18 protein-coding genes and 1 pseudogene are annotated in these 21679 nt (G+C 48.6%); 6 read left to right on the top strand and 13 right to left on the bottom strand.

The window, feature by feature from the left end:
* Positions 1–41: 41 nt before the first annotated feature.
* The 4 genes from AC2CGA_RS17410 to AC2CGA_RS17395 form a co-directional block, all read right to left on the bottom strand.
* Positions 42–749 (bottom strand): hypothetical protein, encoded by a 708-nt coding sequence (locus AC2CGA_RS17410; RefSeq protein WP_024084994.1) that lies wholly within the window; start codon positions 747–749, stop codon positions 42–44.
* A gap of 106 nt (positions 750–855) precedes the next feature.
* Positions 856–2292: an anion permease gene (locus AC2CGA_RS17405; protein WP_007408966.1), complete on the bottom strand. Its 1437-nt coding sequence runs from the start codon at positions 2290–2292 to the stop codon at positions 856–858.
* Positions 2293–2417: 125 nt separating this feature from the next.
* Complete coding sequence (locus AC2CGA_RS17400; protein WP_003155647.1) at positions 2418–3683, bottom strand: pectate lyase; 1266 nt, start codon at positions 3681–3683, stop codon at positions 2418–2420.
* A 163-nt stretch (positions 3684–3846) separates the two neighbouring features.
* Positions 3847–4194, bottom strand: a complete 348-nt coding sequence (locus AC2CGA_RS17395) for a YflT domain-containing protein (RefSeq protein ID WP_003155650.1) — start codon at positions 4192–4194, stop codon at positions 3847–3849.
* A gap of 191 nt (positions 4195–4385) precedes the next feature.
* On the opposite strand from AC2CGA_RS17395, the gene AC2CGA_RS17390 reads away from it, so the two are divergent.
* The gene (locus AC2CGA_RS17390; protein WP_024084993.1) at positions 4386–4736 is read left to right on the top strand and encodes a DUF3212 family protein; all 351 of its coding nucleotides are present in this window, start codon (positions 4386–4388) and stop codon (positions 4734–4736) included.
* 128 nt (positions 4737–4864) lie between these two features.
* Positions 4865–5884, top strand: a complete 1020-nt coding sequence (locus tag AC2CGA_RS17385) for an NADP-dependent oxidoreductase (RefSeq protein WP_057080058.1) — start codon at positions 4865–4867, stop codon at positions 5882–5884.
* A 50-nt stretch (positions 5885–5934) separates the two neighbouring features.
* Here the strand turns inward: AC2CGA_RS17385 and AC2CGA_RS17380 are convergent.
* Together AC2CGA_RS17380 and AC2CGA_RS17375 are read right to left on the bottom strand one after the other, a co-directional pair.
* Positions 5935–6382: pseudogene (locus AC2CGA_RS17380) on the bottom strand (GNAT family N-acetyltransferase).
* A gap of 72 nt (positions 6383–6454) precedes the next feature.
* Positions 6455–7585: a DEAD/DEAH box helicase gene (locus AC2CGA_RS17375; protein WP_025853991.1), complete on the bottom strand. Its 1131-nt coding sequence runs from the start codon at positions 7583–7585 to the stop codon at positions 6455–6457.
* A gap of 171 nt (positions 7586–7756) precedes the next feature.
* On the opposite strand from AC2CGA_RS17375, the gene AC2CGA_RS17370 reads away from it, so the two are divergent.
* Positions 7757–9313 carry an ABC-F family ATP-binding cassette domain-containing protein gene (locus tag AC2CGA_RS17370; RefSeq protein ID WP_003155656.1) on the top strand — a complete coding sequence of 519 codons (1557 nt, stop codon included), beginning with the start codon at positions 7757–7759 and terminating at the stop codon, positions 9311–9313.
* Positions 9314–9353: 40 nt separating this feature from the next.
* Here AC2CGA_RS17370 and AC2CGA_RS17365 read toward each other — a convergent pair whose 3' ends face one another.
* The 3 genes from AC2CGA_RS17365 to AC2CGA_RS17355 all read right to left on the bottom strand — a co-directional run bounded on the left by AC2CGA_RS17365 (position 9354) and on the right by AC2CGA_RS17355 (position 13104).
* Positions 9354–10538 (bottom strand): MFS transporter, encoded by a 1185-nt coding sequence (locus AC2CGA_RS17365; RefSeq protein WP_219984706.1) that lies wholly within the window; start codon positions 10536–10538, stop codon positions 9354–9356.
* A gap of 63 nt (positions 10539–10601) precedes the next feature.
* On the bottom strand, positions 10602–11024 hold the full coding sequence (locus AC2CGA_RS17360; RefSeq protein WP_003155658.1) for a MerR family transcriptional regulator: 423 nt from the start codon (positions 11022–11024) through the stop codon (positions 10602–10604).
* A 190-nt stretch (positions 11025–11214) separates the two neighbouring features.
* Complete coding sequence (locus AC2CGA_RS17355) at positions 11215–13104, bottom strand: ABC-F family ATP-binding cassette domain-containing protein (protein WP_484480255.1); 1890 nt, start codon at positions 13102–13104, stop codon at positions 11215–11217.
* A gap of 158 nt (positions 13105–13262) precedes the next feature.
* On the opposite strand from AC2CGA_RS17355, the gene AC2CGA_RS17350 reads away from it, so the two are divergent.
* Positions 13263–14330: a glycosyltransferase gene (locus AC2CGA_RS17350; protein WP_003155660.1), complete on the top strand. Its 1068-nt coding sequence runs from the start codon at positions 13263–13265 to the stop codon at positions 14328–14330.
* A gap of 47 nt (positions 14331–14377) precedes the next feature.
* Here AC2CGA_RS17350 and AC2CGA_RS17345 read toward each other — a convergent pair whose 3' ends face one another.
* From AC2CGA_RS17345 to yfmT, 3 genes are all read right to left on the bottom strand, one after another.
* Positions 14378–15277 carry an SDR family oxidoreductase gene (locus AC2CGA_RS17345; protein WP_014304589.1) on the bottom strand — a complete coding sequence of 300 codons (900 nt, stop codon included), beginning with the start codon at positions 15275–15277 and terminating at the stop codon, positions 14378–14380.
* Between the two features lie 127 nt (positions 15278–15404).
* A complete protein-coding gene (locus tag AC2CGA_RS17340) occupies positions 15405–15809 on the bottom strand; it encodes a methyl-accepting chemotaxis protein (RefSeq protein ID WP_369719111.1) in 405 nt (134 codons plus the stop codon).
* Positions 15810–16274: 465 nt separating this feature from the next.
* Positions 16275–17732 (bottom strand): benzaldehyde dehydrogenase, encoded by a 1458-nt coding sequence (gene yfmT / locus AC2CGA_RS17335; RefSeq protein WP_014304588.1) that lies wholly within the window; start codon positions 17730–17732, stop codon positions 16275–16277.
* Positions 17733–17976: 244 nt separating this feature from the next.
* On the opposite strand from yfmT, the gene bcaP reads away from it, so the two are divergent.
* Together bcaP and AC2CGA_RS17325 are read left to right on the top strand one after the other, a co-directional pair.
* Positions 17977–19362, top strand: coding sequence for a branched-chain amino acid transporter BcaP (gene bcaP, locus AC2CGA_RS17330; RefSeq protein WP_003155668.1), 1386 nt, complete (start codon positions 17977–17979; stop codon positions 19360–19362).
* Positions 19363–19479: 117 nt separating this feature from the next.
* Entirely contained in the window at positions 19480–20709 is a 1230-nt protein-coding gene (locus AC2CGA_RS17325; protein WP_003155670.1) for an MFS transporter, read from the top strand.
* 28 nt (positions 20710–20737) lie between these two features.
* Here the strand turns inward: AC2CGA_RS17325 and AC2CGA_RS17320 are convergent, their stop codons facing one another.
* A complete protein-coding gene (locus AC2CGA_RS17320) occupies positions 20738–21676 on the bottom strand; it encodes a hypothetical protein (protein WP_015388565.1) in 939 nt (312 codons plus the stop codon).
* Between the last annotated feature and the right edge of the window lie 3 nt (positions 21677–21679).

The following is a 21679-nucleotide window of genomic DNA, read 5'->3' as shown; positions in this document are numbered from 1 at the left end:
TTTGACAACCTAAATAAAAAAGGTGATTTCTTTTCATCACCTTAATCCGATCCTTGAATGGGGAATCCCGTCGCAATGAGGGAGCGGTTTGCTGCTGCGACTTGTGTTACGTAGTTCGAAGAAAGGACGGATAAATAGAGCTGATACGCGGCTGTTTCATCCGCCTTCATTTCGTCGATGTACGTAAAAGGAATTCCTATGATTTGTCCGCCTGAAGAAAAGAGGTTCCGCTCTTGTCTCTGTGTTTGTATCGTTACGCCATTTCTTTGCAGCTCGACAGCTAAGACCAATGAGAAATGAGACGCAAGAGGATCTAATTCCACATTTACTTGTATGACGGCGTCCGTTTTCACCAATTGATCTGTCGGCGCAGCTATCACTGCGCTTAACACGTTTATCGGTGTTCCTTCTAACGGAAGCGTCATTAGGTCTGCTGTATTTTGAAAAGCTACCGCAGGAACCGCTCCCGGCGGCCCCTCAGGCCCCGGGGGACCGGGCGGACCCGGCGGACCCGCCTCCCCTTGCGGACCGCGGGAGCCGGCGGGTCCTCTTTTGCCTTCCGGACCTCGCAGCCCGGGTACGCACAAGGCAGATCGATTTTCATCTGAAGACGGAAACCGTTTTTCCGTCCCTGTTTCCGGACTTTCGAGTTCACATGGTAATTGTTCATACCGGCGTTTCATATGTCTGCTCATATATTTGTAAGGTTTCTGTTTCAATATCATGTATTGATTACGGCCGCTGCTCATAATATCACCCCGGCAATATTCTATTCGCACTGAAGTCATCGTGTGCAGGCCCTTCCCATTCCTTACAGAAATAAAAAAAGGCAGACCTGAGTCTGCCTTTTTTCTTCTACCATAACCCTAATACTTTCCACCATAATCCGCCGATCACAAGCCATGTCACAATATGGACGATTGACAGGATAAAGCCGATGGACCACCATTTGCTTTGCGAGATATAACCCGCTCCGAAAAAGACCGGAGCCGCTCCTGAGCCGTAATGCGTCGTCGAACCGAAAAGGTTGCTGAAAAACGCCAGGCTGAGCGCCGCCAACAGCGGCGGAGCGCCTGCCGCCACGATGACGGCGAGAAATGCCGCATACATGGCGCTGATATGCGCGGTTGCGCTCGCAAAGAAGTAATGCGTGTAATAATACACGACAATCAGAATCATAAATGCCACAATCCATGAAAAACCGGAAACAGATGATTTCATCATATTGCTGAACCAAGACACCATGCCGAGCTCATTCAGGAAATTCGCCAGCATCACAAGCGCCGCGAACCAAGTCAGCGTATCCCATGCACCTTGTTCTTTTTTGATGTCCTCCCATGTTAATACCTGTGACAAAAGCAAAACGGATAATCCGATCAGGGCCGTCGTCGTTGCGTCGATATTTAAGCTTCCTCCGAAAATCCACAGCGCAAGCACCAATAAAAAGACGATAACCATGGAGAGTTCGGATTTTTTAAACGGACCCATTTCTTTCAATTTTTCCGTTGCGATTTTAGCCGCGTCCGGTGTTTCTTTAATTTCCGGCGGATACAGCTTATAAATGACGAGCGGCGTAATGATTAAGCTCGCCAATCCCGGTACAATGGCCGCGATTGCCCAGCTTGTCCATGTGATGTCCACCCCTGCGACATCGTGGGCCAGCTTGGCGATCAGCGGATTCGCCGCCATTGCCGTCAAAAACATCGCAGACGTAATCAAGTTTCCTTGAAAACCGGTTTTTAATAAGAAAGCGCCGATTTTCCGCTCTGTTCCGTCTGCCGGCGTTGATCCGAAAGTTTCGGATAATGATCTGATAATAGGAAAAATAATGCCGCCCGCCCGTGCCGTGTTGCTCGGAATGGCAGGTGATAAAATTAAATCACTGAACAGCAGTGAATAAGAAAGGCCGAGTGTTTTCTTCCCGAACCGTTGTACGAATACGTAAGAAATCCTGGCGCCAAGCCCGGTTTTGATAAATCCCCGGGAAATAAAAAAGGCGATGACAATCAGCCAGATTGTCTTGTTTCCAAATCCGCTTAACGTATTTTCAATAGATAGCGTTCCCGTTAACGCGGTGACTGCCAATGCAAAAATTGCAATTGCGCCCATTGGCAAGGGCTTGGAGATAAAGCCGATAATTGTTGCGACAAAAATAGCGAACAAATGCCATGCTTTAGGTTCAAGTCCGGACGGCGCGGGAATAAACCAAATGATTAATCCCACAGCAACAGTAATAAGCAAAGGAATGATTTTTACTGCCTGCTGTTTTTTTGCGTCTTTTTCTGAAGCCATTACAGGTCTCCTCCTATTTTGTTGTCTTCCATCCCCCTATCCCATTTTACTACTTAACTAAGTTAATAAACGTTTTTGTTAATTAAAAAACACAAAGGAATATTTTCCTTTGTGCTTCTTGTTTATTATTTTAATATACCCGACCCGGCTTTAGATATAACATCTGATTTTACATTTGATGATGAGCCGATGGAACCGTGCAATGACGGTGTCCAGCCGACGGACTGACTTAATCCGTTGGCAGCTGACGCGTTAATTGCGGCGCCGTTTAAAAGAGTGCCGTCTTCATGAAGCGCTTTTCCGCCGCTGAAGACGCTGATGACTTTATCAGCAGCCAGTCCCGGCACTTCAAAGACATTATTCTGTGCATATATTTTTGACGCGTGGCCTGCGCCCCACGCATAGCTGAACGGGTATGCGGCGCTTTTAGAGCCTGCGTAAAAATTATTATAAATATGAACCTGCCCGTACCGGACCCGCGGTGCGCGCTGGACGATGTTCTGGTAATAGTTATGGTGAATGGTCACCTTCAGTTTTCCTTCATCCGACGTCTTGCTGTCGCTGTTTCCGATGACGGAGCCTTTGTCATGGTCATGATATTTATTATAGGACAATGTAATATAATTCGCCCCGTTGGCTATATCCGTCTGGCCGTCATGGTGCTGATATTTTCTCCCGTAATAGTAGGGAAAACCGCTGTCGGGATTCGATCCGTCATTAAAGGTGCAATGATCGATCCAGATATGCGTCGCGCCGTTAATGGTGATATTGTCATATTCCGAGTTCCAGTTGCCGCTGCTGCCGTCCGTCGGGTCCCATTGCGGAAAATAGTCGTAAGCGTCTTGAAATTCAATGTTGCGGATGATGACATTGTCGACGCCGTTCTTTATATTAAAACTTCCGCCTGTCACTTTGGCATTTGAACCCGAACCGATGATCGTCGTATTTGAAGGAATGTCAATCACGACCCGTGCTTTCTGGTTTTTTTGAGATCGCTGTCTGGCGTCTTCCTGGGTGCCTGACGGCGCTTTTTTCCCCCATTTGTCCGGGTCGTACGCCTTCAGATAAGCGTTGAGATCATATGCCGGATCTTTATAATCATTAAAGCCGAGCGTTTTATTCCGGTCGTCCGTATTCATATTGATTGTGCCTTGTATGTAAATAATCTTCGGCGTGCTGTTGGCGCTTCCCCCTAATGCAGAAACGAGCTGCTGTCTGTTTGATACGGTGTAGACATTCGATGAAGAGGCTTTCGCGCCGCCGGTTGTCCCGCCGGAAGCGGCTCCCCAGCCGTCATTTGTTCCTAACGTCTGCCGTCCCAGGTCAGCGGCATAGACGTCCGCAGGGATCATACATAAACAAACCGCCAGCATAAGTAACATTTTTTTCATGAATTGTGCTCCTCCTGATTCTATGTTCCAATTTATTACAATTGGATTGTATCAAATCAGTTGAGAAACGGCACCGAAAATGTACAGCATGTGCCTTTCGGTTTTATTGCGGAAACCGCAAAAAAATCCCAAGGGACCGAAAACCCCTTGGGATCTGTTCAGCTTACGCCCATGATTTTACTTTTTCGTTATCCGTGACAAACAGAAGAACTTTTCCTTCATCTAAGCGTTTTTCAAATTGTGATGCTTCCTCTTCTGAAAAGCCGATTTCGTGAATTTTGTTGCGGAGCTCGTCGCCTTTTTTATTAAACATATTGCCGACCGCGTGTTTAATGCCCGTTTCTTTCGCTCCGATGGTATTGACATCAGTATTATCCGCCAGACGGTCCGTTCTGTCGTCATCATGTGAAAGCACATATACGTCTTCTTTTGCGACACCCAATTGCTGAAGCTCTTTTACGTCCTGCATCAGTTTTTGATCATTTGTATATTCTCTTACTACCGGTTTCATTGATAAGTCCTCCCTTTTGTTTTTGTATATTGGATGTTTACCCGCTCAACCAAAGGTCAAACAAAAGAAAGAGAGTTCCGGGAAAAAACGGGCAGATTGTCGGTGGATATTTTCCGGCGGGACATGTTACAGTAGGGAAAGTAACCTTTATCAGAAAAATAAAAATCTTCATGAGCCGATTAAGCAGGGAGGTGGTTCCTATTCATTACTTTTCACCGGAACAGCGATTTAACGCTTGGGTTGTCAGTGATTTAGTGAAGCAGGTATTCCGCCGGCATACCCGCTGCCCGGATGGAATAAAAGAGCTTACGGCCTTCGCTGAAGATACTTTTCATATTAATATCGATTTCGTTTTCTCTATCATTATCAATATCGGTGATATCGAATCCGTTCTGCCGACAGAAATTGAAAATAAGCTGGGTTCTTATCTGACCGCGCTTCAGCCCGTGATTACCTCTGACATGCTTCATTCTTCAAAAACGAATGCCTATGAATATTTGGAACATGAGAAAAACACCGATGTGTACCGGTTATTCTTTTAAATACGCATATAAGAAAAGAAGGGCCCGGGCCCTTCTTTTTTTGTTGCCGGCGGACGGTTTGATTTTGTATTCGGGAAATGGTTCGTGTTACATTTGGAACAACCACTTATCTTGAAGGAGGATTCAGTATGCCGAATAATCAGCAGCAGATTCAATTGGCAAGACGCCCCAAAGGCGTTCCCGTCCATGACGATTTCCGCTTTGAAACGATTGCCGTTCCCGAACCGAAAGACGGCGAAGTGCTTGTGAAAACGAGTTATGTGTCCGTTGATCCGTACATGCGCGGACGGATGCAGGATACAAAATCATATGTAGAGCCGTTCGCTTTAGATGAAGCCATAACAGGCGGAGTGATTGCCGAAGTTCTGACAGACGGCGATAAGCTGAAAAAAGGAGATGTTGTGATCGGAAATCTCGCTTGGCAGGAATATTCAGCCGTCAATGAGTCCGCCCTCCGCAAGTTGGATACGGATATCGCACCCGCCCAGGCGTATCTCGGCATTTTAGGGATGACCGGACTGACCGCTTACTTCGGCCTGCTCGATATCGGCCGTCCGAAAAAGGGCGAAACCGTCGTCGTTTCAGGGGCTGCGGGCGCCGTCGGCTCAACGGTCGGGCAGATTGCAAAAATCAAAGGCGCGCGGGTTGTCGGCATCGCCGGTTCTGACGAAAAAATCGCGTATCTGAAAGAGGAGCTTCAATTTGATGAAGCCATTAATTACAAAACGGCGGATGATATTCAAAAAGCGCTTGAACAGGCATGCCCTGACGGCGTCGATGTCTATTTTGACAATGTCGGCGGACCGATTTCAGATGCGGTGATAAACCTGCTGAATGAATTCGCCCGCATTCCGGTATGCGGAGCGATCTCTTCATATAATACCGAAAGTGAAGAGGAAGACATGGGCCCCCGCGTACAGCCGAAGCTGATCAAAACAAAAGCGCTGATGCAGGGGTTCATCGTCAGTGATTATGCTGACCGCTTTTCCGAAGGCGCGAAACAATTGGCTGAATGGCTCAAGGACGGGAAGCTTCATTATGAAGAAACGATTACGGAAGGATTCAGCCATATTCCAGACGCGTTCCTCGGCCTGTTTAAAGGAGAAAACAAAGGCAAACAGATCATCAAAGTCAGTGATCTAAGTTAACATGATGAAAAAAAGGAGGGCTTTGCCCCCTCCTTTTCTGCTTTTTCGCATCAGCCGCGAAGAATCAAAGTAAGAAAGCCGTCTTCATCAGGCTCCGTATCTTTCAAATTGAATCCCGCTGCTTGAAAGCAGGCTAAACTGATTTGATTGTCTTTTTTCGATGCTTGCCGCCCATTCCTACACGCTGGTAAACCCAGGATCAGTCAGCAGTTTTTGCAAGATCTGTTTTCCGTACCCTTGAAGCTGGTACAAAGGATTGACGATCAATCCGATATACGCCCGTTCCTCCACAAACTCTATAGAGACTATACCTGCCGGAAGCTGCCCGTCATATGCCATAATGACAGTATCGTCTTCATCTTTATTCAATCGTGCATACCACGCATTTAGTGGCCGCATCGCATCCATTCTCCGTCTGATGTTATCGTTCTTAAACCAGTGTTCGAGTATTTCCAGCCCACGTTCCTTCAATATTTGAAATCGGTCTATTGAACCCATCTTCCCACTCCCCCGCCTGAACCTTTTCTATTATTTCACAATAAAAAAGAAGGGCTTCCCGCCCTCCGTTTCTTATTTCTCAGATAATTTTCCGCCTGAATAAACGGCCTCTTTCAGCTCAATTCCGAGTGATTTGGCCATTTTTTTCAATTTGGATTCTTCCATCGGCGTGACAAGGCTGAGTACGGTTCCTTCTTTACCGGCCCGCCCCGTCCGGCCGGATCTGTGGATATATCCGTCTTCATTCGGGATGTCTGCGTGAATGACGTACGGAAGATCATCGATATCAAGTCCGCGCGCCGCTATGTCAGTCGCCAGAAGCAGCGGAAATTCTCCCCCTTCAAACGCTGATAATATCTTTGCCCGCTCCATTTTTTTCGCTTCTCCGTGCAGGATGCCGAGATCCACGTGATGATAGGCGAGTTTTTCCGCATAGACGCTTAAATTTCCGATATCTCTGACAAACACGAGCGCCTGCATGCCGTTCAGCCGTGACAGCTTTTGCAATAGCTTCACTTTATCCCGCTGATCGCAGACGAGATATTGATGCGTGACGCGCGCTTTTTCCGCCGTATTCCGCGCCACTTTCAAAACGGCCGGTTCATGTGCGATGGCATTCAGCACCTCTTCTGTCTCCGGCTGCAGCGTAGCGGAAAAGCTTAAAAGCTGTCGGTCTTTCAGCGTCGTTTTAATGATTTTTTTCATCGTTTCGCGGTGTTCCTTTGTCACGAGCTGATCCGCTTCATCAAGAACGATCGTCTTGACTTCATGCATTTTCAGCTTTTTCGCCTGAATCAATTCGAGCACCCTGCCCGGTGTGCCTGCAATGATATGCGGTTTATTTTTGAGCTTCTCCACCTGCTTTTTCACGTTTGCCCCGCCGATCAAAGACAAAGCGCGAAGATCGGAGCCTTTTTTCCACTCCTGAATCACTTGAAAAATCTGCATCACAAGCTCGCGGGACGGCGCTAAAATGATCACTTGCGGATGTTTCTGTTCCGGGTTGATCCGCTCCAGAACCGGAAGCGTGTACGCCAATGTTTTTCCCGTTCCCGTCGGGGATTCGGCAATGACGTCTTTCCCTTCCATGATCACCTGAGCGGCTTTTTCCTGAATAACGGTCGGCTCCTGAAAGCCTGACGCCTCCCAGTTTTCGGCGATAAATGGTTGTGTATGCTGTAAAAATGGCCATGTTTGGGTCATGTCGTTCTCCTCAATTCTTAAAATCTACTCCATAGTATCTCAAATGCACGCGGCAAACGCAATTTTCTTTTTCCTTCCAAGCCTTTTAACAAACGGTCTCCTCCTTTATAATCATAAATGAGAAAGACACATGATAAAAAAAGCGTGTCTGATAACGATAGAGGTGTAATGATGAGTATTTTATCCGTAAAAGATTTAAGCCACGGCTTCGGTGACCGTGCGCTTTTTAACAATGTATCGTTCCGTCTTTTAAAAGGGGAACACGTCGGCTTAATCGGAGCAAACGGCGAAGGTAAATCAACGTTTATGAATATTATTACCGGAAAGCTTGAGCCTGATGAGGGTAAGGTTGAATGGGCGAAAAACGTGCGTGTCGGCTATCTCGATCAGCATACCGTGCTTGAAAAAGGAAAAACGATCCGCGACGTGCTGAAGGATGCGTTCCATTACTTATTTGCGATGGAAGAAGAAATGAACGAGATTTACAACAAAATGGGCGAAGCGGACCCTGATGAGCTTGAGCAGCTGCTTGAAGATGTCGGTGTCATTCAAGACGCCCTGACAAACAATGATTTCTACGTGATTGACAGCAAAGTTGAAGAAATCGCCCGCGGCCTCGGCCTGCAGGAAGTCGGCCTAGACCGCGACGTCACTGACTTAAGCGGCGGACAGCGGACGAAAGTGCTGCTCGCCAAACTGCTTTTGGAAAAGCCGGAAATCCTTCTGTTGGACGAACCGACGAACTACCTTGATGAACAGCATATTGAATGGCTGAAACGCTATTTGCAGGAATATGAAAATGCGTTCATCTTAATTTCTCACGACATTCCGTTTTTAAACAGCGTAATCAATTTGATTTATCATGTGGAAAACCAGGAGCTGACCCGTTATGTCGGTGATTATCATCAGTTTATGGAAGTCTACGAAGTGAAAAAACAGCAGCTCGAAGCCGCCTACAAAAAACAGCAGCAGGAAGTGGCTGAGCTGAAAGATTTCGTCGCCCGCAACAAAGCCCGCGTCAGCACGAGAAATATGGCGATGTCCCGTCAGAAAAAGCTTGATAAGATGGATATGATCGAACTGGCGGCCGAAAAACCGAAACCGGAATTCCATTTCAAGCCTGCGAGAACGTCAGGCAAGCTCATTTTTGAAACGAAGGACTTAGTCATCGGTTACGATACTCCGCTGTCACGCCCGCTCAATCTCAGAATGGAGCGCGGACAGAAAGTCGCCCTGTACGGCGCAAACGGCATCGGGAAAACGACGCTGTTAAAAAGCCTGCTCGGTGAAATCCAGCCGCTGGAAGGCACGGTGGAGCGCGGCGAGCATCAATACACGGGCTATTTCGAACAGGAAGTGAAAGAAACCAATAACAATACGTGCATCGAAGAAGTGTGGAGTGAATTTCCTTCCTTTACCCAGTACGAAATCCGCGCCGCCCTCGCCAAATGCGGCCTGACGACCAAACACATTGAAAGCCGCGTCTCCGTTCTCAGCGGAGGAGAAAAAGCGAAGGTCAGACTGTGCAAGCTGATCAATTCAGAAACAAACCTGCTCGTGCTTGACGAACCGACAAACCACCTGGATGTCGATGCGAAAGAAGAGCTGAAACGCGCGCTGAAAGAATACAAAGGCTCCATTCTGCTGATTTCCCACGAACCCGAGTTCTACATGGATATCGCGACGGAAACATGGAATTGTGAATCTTGGACGACGAAAGTGCTGTAAACACAAAAAGGAACTCCCGCCCGTGCGGAAGTTCCTTTTTTTAATGTCCGGCTTTTATTCCGGCAAGATGTTTGCGTCCCATAAGAAGAACAAGCATGCCGACAAAAACGACAATCCCGCCTACTGTATATGGTGTGCTTGCGGTGAAGTGTTCTGACAGCATTCCCGCAATCCACGGAGCGAGCGCACCGCCGATAAAGCGGACTGAGCTGTAGGCTGAAGACGCGATTGAACGTTCAACCGGCGCAGCCCCCATCACAGCGGTTGTCATGATCGTATTCACCATACCGAGGACAGCACCGGCAACAACGATACATGTAATGATCAACATCTGATGGTCAGTCCAGACCCCCATAATAACGAGAATGGCCGCAAAGGCGATAAAGAGAACGACGAGCGAACGCACTGTGCCCAGCGCTTTGTGCACGAGCGGCGCCATAAAGACTGACGTAATTGCCAGCAGAAGGCCCCAGCCGAAGAAGACATATCCGAGACCGTGTTCATCTAAATCCAGAACGAACGGAGAATAAGCAAGCAAAATAAAAAATCCAAAGTTGTATAAGAATGCAGATACTGCCATTGTCAAAAGGCCTTTATATTTGAGCGCCTTCATCGCATCAAACACACCGACGCGTTTCGCCGGTTTCGGCAGCTTCGGCAGCATGAGTGAAATCGCGCAAAGCGCTATGAACATGAGGACAGACACTCCGAAGAACGGAGCGCGCCATGAAATGCTGCCAAGCTCTCCGCCGGCAAGCGGCCCGACGGAAATCCCCAGTCCGAGTGCAGCCTCATACAGAATAATGGCTTTGGCGCTGCCGCCGACAGATACACCGACGATGACAGCAAGCGCGGTTGAAATAAAGAGAGCATTCCCAAGTCCCCAGCCGCCGCGATAGCCGACAAGCTGAGCGATTGAACTTGAGCTTCCGCCGAGAGCGGCAAACACGATGATAAAAATAAGTCCGAGAAGCAGCGTCCATTTTGCGCCGATCCGGCTGGAAATCGCGCCGGAGAAAAACATCATAAAACCGGTAACGAGCAAATAACTTGTAAATAACAGAGATACTTCACTAGGTGAAGCATGTAATTGTGCGGCGATCGCCGGAAGAATCGGATCGACAAGACCGATTCCCATAAAGGAAATCACACAGGCAAACGCAACCGCCCAAACGGCTTTCGGCTGGCTGAATAAGCCTGTTTTCTGTTGTGATGATGTATCCATTTGACCAGACCTCCTGTTTTATCCATTAAAAGAAACGCTATATCCATAGCGTTTACAGCAAAATCATTCGATTGATTGAATGGCGCGGTCAGCTTTTTCTTTCATTCCGTTAAGGCGCGTTTTAAAATGCTGAAATGTGCTGATCTTCTCATCAATCATCTCAAGCTGGTGGTTCAAAGCGTGCTGAATCTCTTCCAGCTTTTCTTTCCGTTCCTTCGGATCCAGTGACAACAAGTACCCCTCTTTGTTTAATTCCAGCTGACGGCTCATCTCCATAAACTGCTGAAGTTCCTGAAGGGAAAAACCGAGCACTTCTTTTGTGCTGGTGACTTTTTCGAGCTCCTCCATATCATCTTCAGAGTAAAGCCGGACGCCGCCTTCTGTCCGTTTAGGAGCAGGAATCAAACCAATCTCCTCGTAAAAACGAATGGTTCGTTTTGTCAATCCGCTTCGCTTGGCAACTTGATCAATCTTCATCCATTCCAAGGTGAATCCCCCTCTTGTCGTATCTGTTTCTATTATACACCATTTGAACCTTAACGTAAACGTAAACTTTTTATGCCGGATAAACTTGGCTTGGACGGAACCTTTGTCTTTAAAGCGCCGGGAGACATCTGTGTAAGATAAAAAAAGCCGGTATGACCCGCCGTCTTCTCGGGGGCCGTACCGGCTTTTCTTAATTCTCAAGTTCTTCAATCATCAGTGACAATTCGGTCCAGCGTTCCATCGCCGCTTCAAGCTCTTCAGCCGTTTTTGCCTGTTCGGCCATCAGTTCTTGTATCTTTCCGAAATCACTTCCCGCTTCAGCGATTTCCGCTTCCAGACGCTGATGCTTTTCTTCAAGGCCGGCGATTTTGTCTTCGATGCCGTCCCATTCGATCTGATCCTTGTACGAAAGCTTTTTGCGCTTTTTCTTCGGCTCTTCTTCCGCCTTTTTCTCTTCGGCCGGCTGTTTTACCGCCGTCTTCTTCGCTTTTGCTTGTTCCATGTATTCACTGTATGAACCTTGGAAACGGGAAATGACACCGTGTCCTTCAAATACGATCAGGCGGTCCACGACGCGGTCAAGGAAATAGCGGTCATGGGATACAGTGATGACGACGCCCGGGAACTGTTCGATATAATCCTCGAGCACGCTTAATGTTTCTGTGTCCAGATCATTGGTCGGCTCATCTAAAAACAGCACATTCGGCTCCTGCATCAGTACATTCAGCAAGTACAGACGGCGTTTTTCCCCGCCTGACAGCTTTCTGATATATGTCTGCTGCATCGGACGCGGGAACAGAAAACGCTCAAGCATTTGTTCCGCGGTGATGACATCGCCTTCCGCCGTTTTGACGATTTCAGCCGTCTCTTTTATATATTCAATGACTTTCATATCGCCGTTCATTTCGCTGTGATCCTGGGTGTAGTAGCCGATCCGGACCGTCTGCCCGATGGTGATATTGCCGCTGTCAGGCTGAATTCTGCCGGCGAGGCTGTTTAAAAGTGTCGTTTTCCCGATTCCGTTCGGCCCGATGATGCCGATTCGTTCCCCCGGGATGACAAGCTCATTAAACTGGCTGATCAGCGCTTGGCCGTTATAGGTAATGGCGACGTTATCGGCTTCGATTACTTGTTTTCCGAGACGGTGGGAACCGATCGCGAAATCGAGTGATCCGGAGACTGCCGGCCCTTTTTGCTCCTTGAGCGCCTCCGCTCTGTCCACTCTCGCTTTTTGTTTCGTCGAGCGCGCTTTCGCTCCTCTTCTGAGCCACGCCAATTCGCGGCGCAGGAGGTTTTGGCGTTTTGTTTCTTTCTGCTCTGCCAGCGCCTCCCGTTCGGCCCGTTTTTTCAGGAATACTTCATAGTTTCCTTTATACGTATAAAGGCTGCCTCTCTCAAGCTCGTAAATTCTGTTCGTCACCCTGTTCAGAAAATATCTGTCGTGCGTGACAAGCATAACGGCGCCCGGATATTGCGATAAGTAGCCTTCCAGCCATTCAATCGTTTCATTGTCCAAGTGGTTTGTCGGTTCATCCAAAATGAGCAGGTCAGCCGGCTGGATGACGTTTTTCGCAATCGCGACGCGCTTTCTCTGGCCGCCGGACAGCTCGCTGACATCCTTCATCAGATCGGTGACGCCAAGTTTGGTTAAAACCGTTTTGGCTAACGTATTCGCCTCCCACGCATCATTCGCGTCCATTCGGGCCTGCGCATCAAGCAGGTGTTTCTGGCGCTGGTCATTTTCCGGTTCTTCATTCAGCGCCTGAAGCGCTTTTTCGTACTCTCTCATCGTTCTCATGACGGCTGATCCGCCGGAATAAATATGTTCAAGAACGGTTTGTCCGGCCGGAAGCTCAGGGTCCTGATGCAAGAACTCAATATGCACGTTTCCTGAAGCCGTAATCTCGCCTTCCTCCGTTGATTCAAGGCCGGCAATGGTTTTCAGAAGCGTAGACTTCCCCGTTCCGTTCGGGCCGATTAAACCGATTCTTTCATTCTCTTCAATATGAAAGGAGATATGGTCGAATAATGTCTTATCTCCGTATGTTTTATAAAGGTTTTCCGCTTTTATGATGCTCATGGTTCCTATCAATCCTCACGTAAGTTCATGTGTTCATTTTAAATCAGGTGCTGGAATAAAACTAGTAAAAGGACAGACAAATTTCTTGGAAGAGATCATTTTGTCCGAAGAATGTTTCCGCCTCTCCTTTTATACACTGGAGGGGAAGAGGTGATGACATGATCAGCGTCAGTTTGTGCGTTATCGTGAAAAATGAAGAGGAAGTGCTTGCGGGCTGTCTTGATTCCGTCAAAGACATTGCGGATGAAATTGTGATTGCTGATACGGGCTCGACCGACCGGACGAAAGAAATCGCGGCCCGTTATACGGATAAGATTTATGATTTTGAATGGATCGATCACTTTGCGGCCGCCCGTAATTTTGTGTTTTCGAAAGCGGAAATGGATTATATTCTGTGGCTGGACGCCGACGATATGCTGACGGAAAAGGACCGTGAAAAGCTGATTGAACTGAAGGCGTCGCTTTCAAAAGAGGTGGACGCGGTATCCATGTATTATCACGTCGGCTTTGATGATCGGGGAGAGGTCAGCTTCAGATACCGCCGCAACCGACTCGTCAAGCGTGAAAAAGGGTTCCGCTGGATCGGAGCCGTGCATGAGTATCTTGAGGTATACGGAAACATCATAGAAACCGATATTGCCGTCACACACCGGAAATCCGAGAAAAAGCACTCGCCTCCCTCGGACCGCAACTTGAAGATTTATGAGAGAATGGCGGAAAACAGTGAAACGATGACACCGCGCGATTTGTTTTACTTCGCGAATGAATTAAAGGATCACGGCCAATATCAGCGCGCCATCACGTATTATCACCATTTTCTTTCCACAAAACAGTGCTGGATCGAAGACGAGATCAGAACGTGCCAATATCTATCCGATTGCTACAGGGCGGTCGGCCATGAAGAGGCCGCCATGACGTCTCTCTTAAAATCATTTCTGATCGATTGTCCGCGGCCGGAGTTCTGCTGCAGGCTCGGCGACTATTTTGCGGAGAAACGGCAATACCGGCAGGGCGTGTTTTGGTATGAGCTCGCCCTATCCGCCAAAAGCAGTGATGCAGGCTTTACCCAGCTCGAATATTCCACCTGGTACCCCCATCTGCAGCTCTGCGTCTGCCACTGGCAGCTCGGCGACAGAGAAAAAGCGAAGATTCATAACGACAAAGCCGCCTCCTATCATCCGTCACATCCGAGTGTCCTGTATAATCAAAACGTGCTCGGCACATAACATCAAAAAAAAGAGCTGCCCCCGTATGAAGGGCAGCTCCTTTTTGATTACGCTGTCGGAATTCCTCCGCTTACACTGTAAATTTGGGATGTCACATAACTCGATTCTTCTGAGGCCAAAAAGACATAAATTCCTGCCAGCTCCGCCGGCTGTCCGGCACGCTGTAATGGAACGGCCGGTGTTTCCTTGCCGAATTTCGGAATGTTTTCTCCGGGCTGTCCTCCTGAAATCTGCAGCGGTGTCCAGATCGGCCCCGGCGCTACCGAGTTGACTCTGATTCCTTTATTCGCCAGCTGCTTTCCTAGGCCGACGGTAAAACCGATAATGGCATGTTTCGTCGCAGCATAATCCAACAGCATCGGGCTTGGATTATACCCTTCTACGGACGTTGTCGTGATAATAGACGCGCCTTCCGGCAGATACGGAAGCGCGGCTTTGACGAGCCAATACAGTGAGAATACGTTGACTTCAAATGTTTGATAGATTTGTTCTGTAGTAAGATCGCTGATATCATCCACTGCCTGCTGTTTGCCGGCGACAAGAGCGAGCGTATCAAGACCGCCAAGCTCTTGATACGCTTTTTCCGCCAATTCTCCGCAAAACGCTTCATCGCTTAAATCTCCCGGCAGCAGAACGGCTTTTCTTCCCTCTTTTTCAATTAACGCTTTCACTTCTTCGGCATCCGGCTGTTCCTCAGGCAGATAGTTAATGGCCACATCCGCCCCTTCCCGGGCATAAGCAATTGCGGCGGCCCGGCCGATACCTGAATCGCCGCCGGTGACGAGGGCTTTTCTTCCCTTCAGCTTGCCGGCTCCTTTATAGCTTGTTTCACCGCAGTCCGGCACAGGCTTCATCTCTTTCTGCAAACCGGGCGGTTCTTGATATTGTTTTGGAAATTCATCATGATCATATTTCGTCAGCGGGTTGTGCAGATTTGCATCAGACATACAAGACTCTCCTTTATCATTGGTGATGTATTCGTATGTGTACCCCTGAGCATGACGGATCAAACGTGTAAGTGCAGTTTCCGATTGATAAGGGAAAACAAAAAAGGAGCCCGTAAGCTCCCTTTTTTTATGATTCTCCGAGCACGTTTTCAGCCATTTTCGCTAAATGCTGGGCGCTTCCTGAAATCTCCTGCATCGTGGCAGAAATTTGTTCTACCGCCGCCGCTTGGCCGTCCGTGTTCTGGTTGATGGATTCAATTGAGTCCTCCAGCCCTTTCAGCAGGCTGTGGATTTTTTTCGTAATCTGGTCAATTTGGCCGACATTGTCTTTTGAATGAGTGGCAAGCTTGCGGATCTCATCCGCCACCACGGAAAAGCCCTTGCCGGATTCTCCTGCTCTCGCGGCTTCAATGGCCGCATTCAAACCGAGCAGATTGCTTTGATCCGAGATGCCCTTGACAGTGACGGAAATGTCGGCGATTTCTCCCGCGCTTTCACTGACTTGTTTCGCCTGAGCGGAAATCCCGGTCATCTGTGCTGAGAAACCGCTGATGGATTCTGAGATATCCGCGATCGCCGAAGCGGTCTGTTCCACGACGGCGGACAGGCTTTCAGCGACATCATGAAGCTTGGCTGATTTTTCAAGGCTCGTGCCGAGACCGACGCCGCCGATGACTTTTCCGTTTTCATCATGAAGCGGAATCGCTCTGGCGATCAGCGGAAATCCGAACAGCTCTTTCGGCACCATGCTTGTCTTCTTCTGATTCATGCGGATCGCGTCTGTAATGATGTCCCCTTTTTGCAGCGGATCTCCCGGCTTTACATTAAGAGAAAACGTTTTAGCCGGAATATTCACGATTAATTTTTCTGTATCATAAATTCCGATGGTGATGTCATCTTGGATCAGGCTGTTTAAAAAAGGCGCAACTTTGACAAAAGCGTCAAGCAGGCTGTGCGTTTGCTGCTCCGTCTGTATACTCATTTCTTTCACTCCTTCTTAATATGGGAATTGGCGTTTTTCATGCTGAACCGAAATCCATTTCAGCGTGGTGAATTCTTCAAGGCTCCATTCGCCGTTCAGCCTGCCGAGACCTGATTGTTTCTCGCCGCCGAACGCAACGTTCGGTTCATCATTAATGGTCGTATCGTTGACGTGAATCATGCCGGTTTCGATCCGCTTAGCAAACTCAACGCCCCGTTCCACGTTTGCCGCATGCACAGCTCCGCTTAAACCGAACGGTGTCGCGTTTGCGATGCTTACCGCTTCATCCTCCGTTTCAAACGGCATGATACAGACGGCCGGTCCGAACAGCTCCTCCTTCGCGATGCTCATCTCAGGTTTCACATCTTTTAAAATGACAGGCTCAGCGACCGTTCCGCTGAATCGGCCGGACAGCACCGGAACCGCTCCCTCTTCTATCGCTTTTTCGACAGACCGTCTCAGGCCTTCCGCCTGTCTCTCATTGATTAAAGGACCGATAACCGTATCAGGGTCCATCGGATCGCCGACTTTCAGCGATGACACTTTCGCTTCGTAAAGCTCTGTAAATTTGTCATAAACAGATGTGTGAACGAGCACGCGGTTCGCCGACATACAGATCTGTCCTTGATGCGTAAACCGGCTGAATACGGCCGCATTGACGGCGTATTCAAGATCAGCATCCTCAAGCACGATCAGCGCGCTGTTTCCGCCAAGCTCCAACAGCGGTTTTTTAAAGTGTTTGACCGCAAGCTGTCCGATATAGCTGCCCACTCCGGTTGAGCCTGTAAATGAGATTATCCGCGGCACGGGATGCTCAACAAAGCTGTCGCCGATCTCCCCGATATCCGTCACGATGACATTCAGCAGCCCGTCCGGTACGCCGGCCGCTTCAAAAATTTTCGCGATAAGCGTTCCGCCGCAGATCGGCGTTTCTTCATGAGGCTTCAGCACGACGCCGTTCCCCGCGCCAAGTGCCGGCGCAACAGATTTCATCGAAAGGAAAAACGGGAAATTAAACGGGCTGATCACCCCCGCGACTCCGGCAGGTATTCTGTACAGCCTGTTTTCTTTTCCGTCAATCGTGGACGGGAGAATTTTCCCTTCCATCCGCACCGGAAATGTTGCGGCTTCTTTTATCATATTTTTGACAAGTCCGATTTCAAACTCAGCCTTCAGCCGTGTTCCGCCAAGCTCCTCCATGATTAAGTAAATAATCGCTTCTTCGTGCTCTTCAATGAAAGAAACGGCTTTTTCCAAAATGGCCCGCTTTTTAAAAGGGTTTACTTTGTCCCATTCTTGTTTCGCAAGAGCCGCGGCGCGATATGCCGCATCCACGTCATCAGGCGTCGCTTTTCGGAATGAGGTGATGACTTTTTGAGTATAAGGATTTCTGTTTTCCAATACGTTCCGGCTGCTCCCATCCCTCCATCGGCCGCCGATAAACTGCTTATTTAGTTCTTCATATTGAAACATGTAAACATCTCCCTTTCACCGAAACTTGAAATTAGTTGATGAGTCATCTTTTGTATCGGTCTTAAGGTGAGAAAATTGAACTATTTCACAATAAAATTCCCTTTCCTTCCGTGCATCGACGCTTTTTAGCTTTGTCCTTTTAAAGTGGAAAATTCTTTAATTGACTGCGAGAAATTTCGACAATATAATACAAACGTCAGTGTATATAATGATAAGAATATTATGAATTTTCAGGAGGGCCCATATGTCTTTACTATTTCGGAAAAAGCCGCTGGCCGACTTAAAGGCCCAGAGCAAACAGACCAGCCTGTCCCGCTCGTTAAGCGCTTTTGACTTGGTTTTGCTCGGAATCGGCTGTGTTGTCGGCACGGGGATTTTTGTGATTACCGGGACTGTGGCCGCGACAGGCGCAGGACCGGCTTTGATTCTGTCGTTTGTGCTCGCGGGCCTTGCCTGCGCGCTCGCCGCGTTTTGTTATGCGGAATTTTCTTCATCCATTCCGATTTCAGGCAGCGTATATACGTATTCATATGTCACTCTCGGGGAGTGTCTCGCGTTTTTAATCGGATGGGACTTAATGCTTGAATATGTTATCGCGCTCGCCGCCGTCGCAACCGGCTGGTCATCCTATTTCCAGTCGCTTCTTGCAGGCTTCGGGCTGCATCTTCCGGAGGCGCTGACCGCCGCACCCGGCAGCAAAACGGGTGCCGTGTTCAACCTGCCGGCCGTTATCATTATTTTGGTCATTACCGCGATTGTTTCAAGGGGCGTGAAAGAAAGCACCCGCTTTAACAATGTCATTGTATTGATGAAAATTGCGATCATTCTGCTGTTTATCGTCGTCGGTTTCGGCTACGTGAAACCGGAAAACTGGTCGCCGTTTATGCCGTTCGGAATGAAAGGCGTCATCACGAGCGCCGCGACCGTTTTCTTCGCGTATCTCGGATTTGATGCCGTGTCAAACGCGTCGGAAGAAGTGAAAAACCCGCAGAAATCAATGCCTGTCGGAATCATCGGCGCGCTTGCCATCTGCACCGTTCTTTACATTACGGTATCGCTCGTCCTGACAGGAATGCTTTCGTACACCAAGCTGAATGTCGGAGATCCGGTATCTTTCGCGCTCCAATTTGTCGGCCAGAACAAAATAGCAGGCATTATTTCCGTCGGCGCGATTATCGGGATTACAACGGTCATGCTCGCTCTGCTTTACGCTCAGGTGCGCCTTACATTTGCGATGAGCAGAGACGGCCTTTTGCCCCGCATGTTTTCCAAGGTTCATCCGCGTTTTAAAACACCGTTTCAAAACACATGGGTGACGGGGATCGCTGCCGCCGGGATCGCAGGTTTTATTGATCTGGGAACCTTGGCGCATCTCGTCAATATGGGAACCTTGGCGGCCTTTACAGTCATTGCGATCGCCGTCATCGTTTTAAGAAAGAAACATCCGGAGATCAAATCTTCCTTCCGTGTTCCTTTCGTGCCTTTTGTGCCGATCATCAGCGCATGCTTATGCCTGTATCTCGCAAGCAGCCTGCCGGGCGTGACATGGCTCGCCTTTGTCATCTGGATCGCCGCCGGGATCGTGGTATATATGATGTATTCGAGAAAACACAGTTTGTTAAATAAATAAAAAGGGAGGCTCTTTTTTCTGTTTGAGAAAGAAGAGCCTTTTTTGCCCTTGATAATTCATTCACCTTATGAATAATATGGTGTATGCTTCGTTTACATAAAAAGGAGGAGAATCACTTTGGCAATTGCCGCCCCGCTTAAAGAAAAACCTGTCCATCGTCCCGAGACAACCATGTATTCTATTTTGTTCATTATCGGGATCTGTCATCTGCTGAACGATTCACTGCAAGCGGTGATTCCGGCGATGTTTCCGATTTTGGAACGTTCCATGAATCTTACATTTACGCAGCTCGGAATTATCGCCTTTACGCTGAATATGGTGTCTTCCGTGATGCAGCCCGTCATCGGCTGGTATACGGATAAACGCCCGATGCCGTATGCTTTGCCGCTCGGACTCACCGCAAGCATGCTCGGCATTTTAGGTCTCGCGTTCGCCCCGTCTTTTCTGACGATTTTATGCTGTGTCTTTTTTATCGGCCTTGGCTCCGCCGTCTTTCATCCTGAAGGATCGCGTGTCGCTTACATGGCCGCCGGCGAAAAGCGCGGATTGGCGCAATCGATTTACCAAGTCGGAGGGAATACCGGCCAGGCGATGGCGCCCTTGATTACCGCGCTGATTCTCGTTCCGCTCGGTCAATTCGGCTCTGTCTGGTTTACGCTAGTGGCCGCAATCGCTGTGCTGTTTCTCATTTATATCGCCAAATGGTATAAAGGCCGCCTGATTCATTTGCGCGCCGCAAGTAAAAAATCACCGGCCGCCGCTGTGCAGACCGTGATTACAAAACCGATTATTCTTGCACTTATCATGATTATCTTCTTAATTTTCGCGCGTTCCTGGTATGTGAGCGCGATCGGCAACTTCTATACGTTCTATGCGATGAATGCCTATCATGTCAGCATTCAGCAGGCACAGAGCTACATCTTCGTCTTTTTATTTTTCGGAGCTGTCGGAACGTTTCTCGGCGGGCCGCTTGCAGACCGTTTCGGAAAGCGGAACGTCATCATCGTTTCCATGACGGCATCGGCTCCCTTGACGATTTTCCTTCCGTTTGCGGGACCTGTCATCGCCTATGGCGTACTGGCGCTGATCGGCGTTGTTCTGATGTCCAGCTTCTCCGTGACGGTTGTCTACGCGCAGGAGCTTGTTCCCGGCAAAATCGGAACGATGTCAGGGCTTACGGTCGGGCTCGCCTTCGGAATGGGCGCGATCGGAGCGGTTGCGCTCGGAGCTCTTATTGATTCAGCGGGATTGACGCCGACCATGACAGCCGTCGCCTTTCTGCCCGTTTTAGGTCTGCTCGCCTTTGTCCTGCCGAGCGACAAAACATTAAAAGAATGGCATTCATAAAAAAATCCCTGCCGAAAAGGCAGGGATTTTATGTTTCAACCGTATAAAAATGAGTGTCAGGAACCGCATATTTCGGAATAAACCCGTCTCTGAAATCAGGAAACGCTTTTTGAATTTCATCAATCCATTTTTTTACGTTTTTGATGTACGGGACATAAATCATACTGACTGTCGCCTCATCATCAATGTGATAGTACCAGCAGAGATTGAATTCGTTCTCCGTGACGAGCGTAAAGCCTGAAAAATGATAAAAAATCAGCGGGGTGTCATTGACATATACAGCCCCGTCGCGCAGGCTGACGTCATATTGCTCAATATTCCACAGCGCCGCATTCGCGCCGATCGACTCCGTGACATGAACGTGTTCAAACTGCGCGGGCCACTTTTCAACATACCTTTGGTCACCGTATGTCTTTTTTTCTTCATTCATCTCCACCGTACAATAGGAGATGCAATCCTGTCTCCACTGCCAGACCGCCCGATACGCTTCCCCGGTATTCCGCGCGCCGACAAACCCGGTGTTGTACTGCCCCGTCAGCTTGTAATAAGACGCAAACCGTTCTGAATTGCGGTGATCCGTCAGAAAAAGGGAAGCATCCGGCTTTTCCGCAAACAGCTCGCCCGCATCTGCGAAGAAAAAGAGATCGGTGTCCAAATGGGCAAAATATTCGGCTTCATCATACTCCGTCATCACATGGAACAGAAAAGCCGGCTTCAGCGTCCAGCAATATTCATGAAATGTCCGGCCGCCCTTTGCTTCAAGCAGCTCCGGGTCCTCCATTTCATGGAGCTGAACCGCCGTGACATGTTCCCACGGCACCTGCTGAAGCAGTTCGTACGCTTTCTGATCGACACACAGCACATACAGATGAAAATCCCGGCAATGCTCATGGAGAGAATGAATCATCGGCATCAGTTTAAAGATATGCGTTCTGGAAACAATGGTTGAAAAATGATATTTACTCACCAT

The sequence above is a fragment of the Bacillus sp. SYZHCR11 genome (assembly GCF_057196865.1).
Note: the sequence above shows the minus strand (reverse complement) of the source record. Positions and strands in the feature narration are given on the sequence as shown.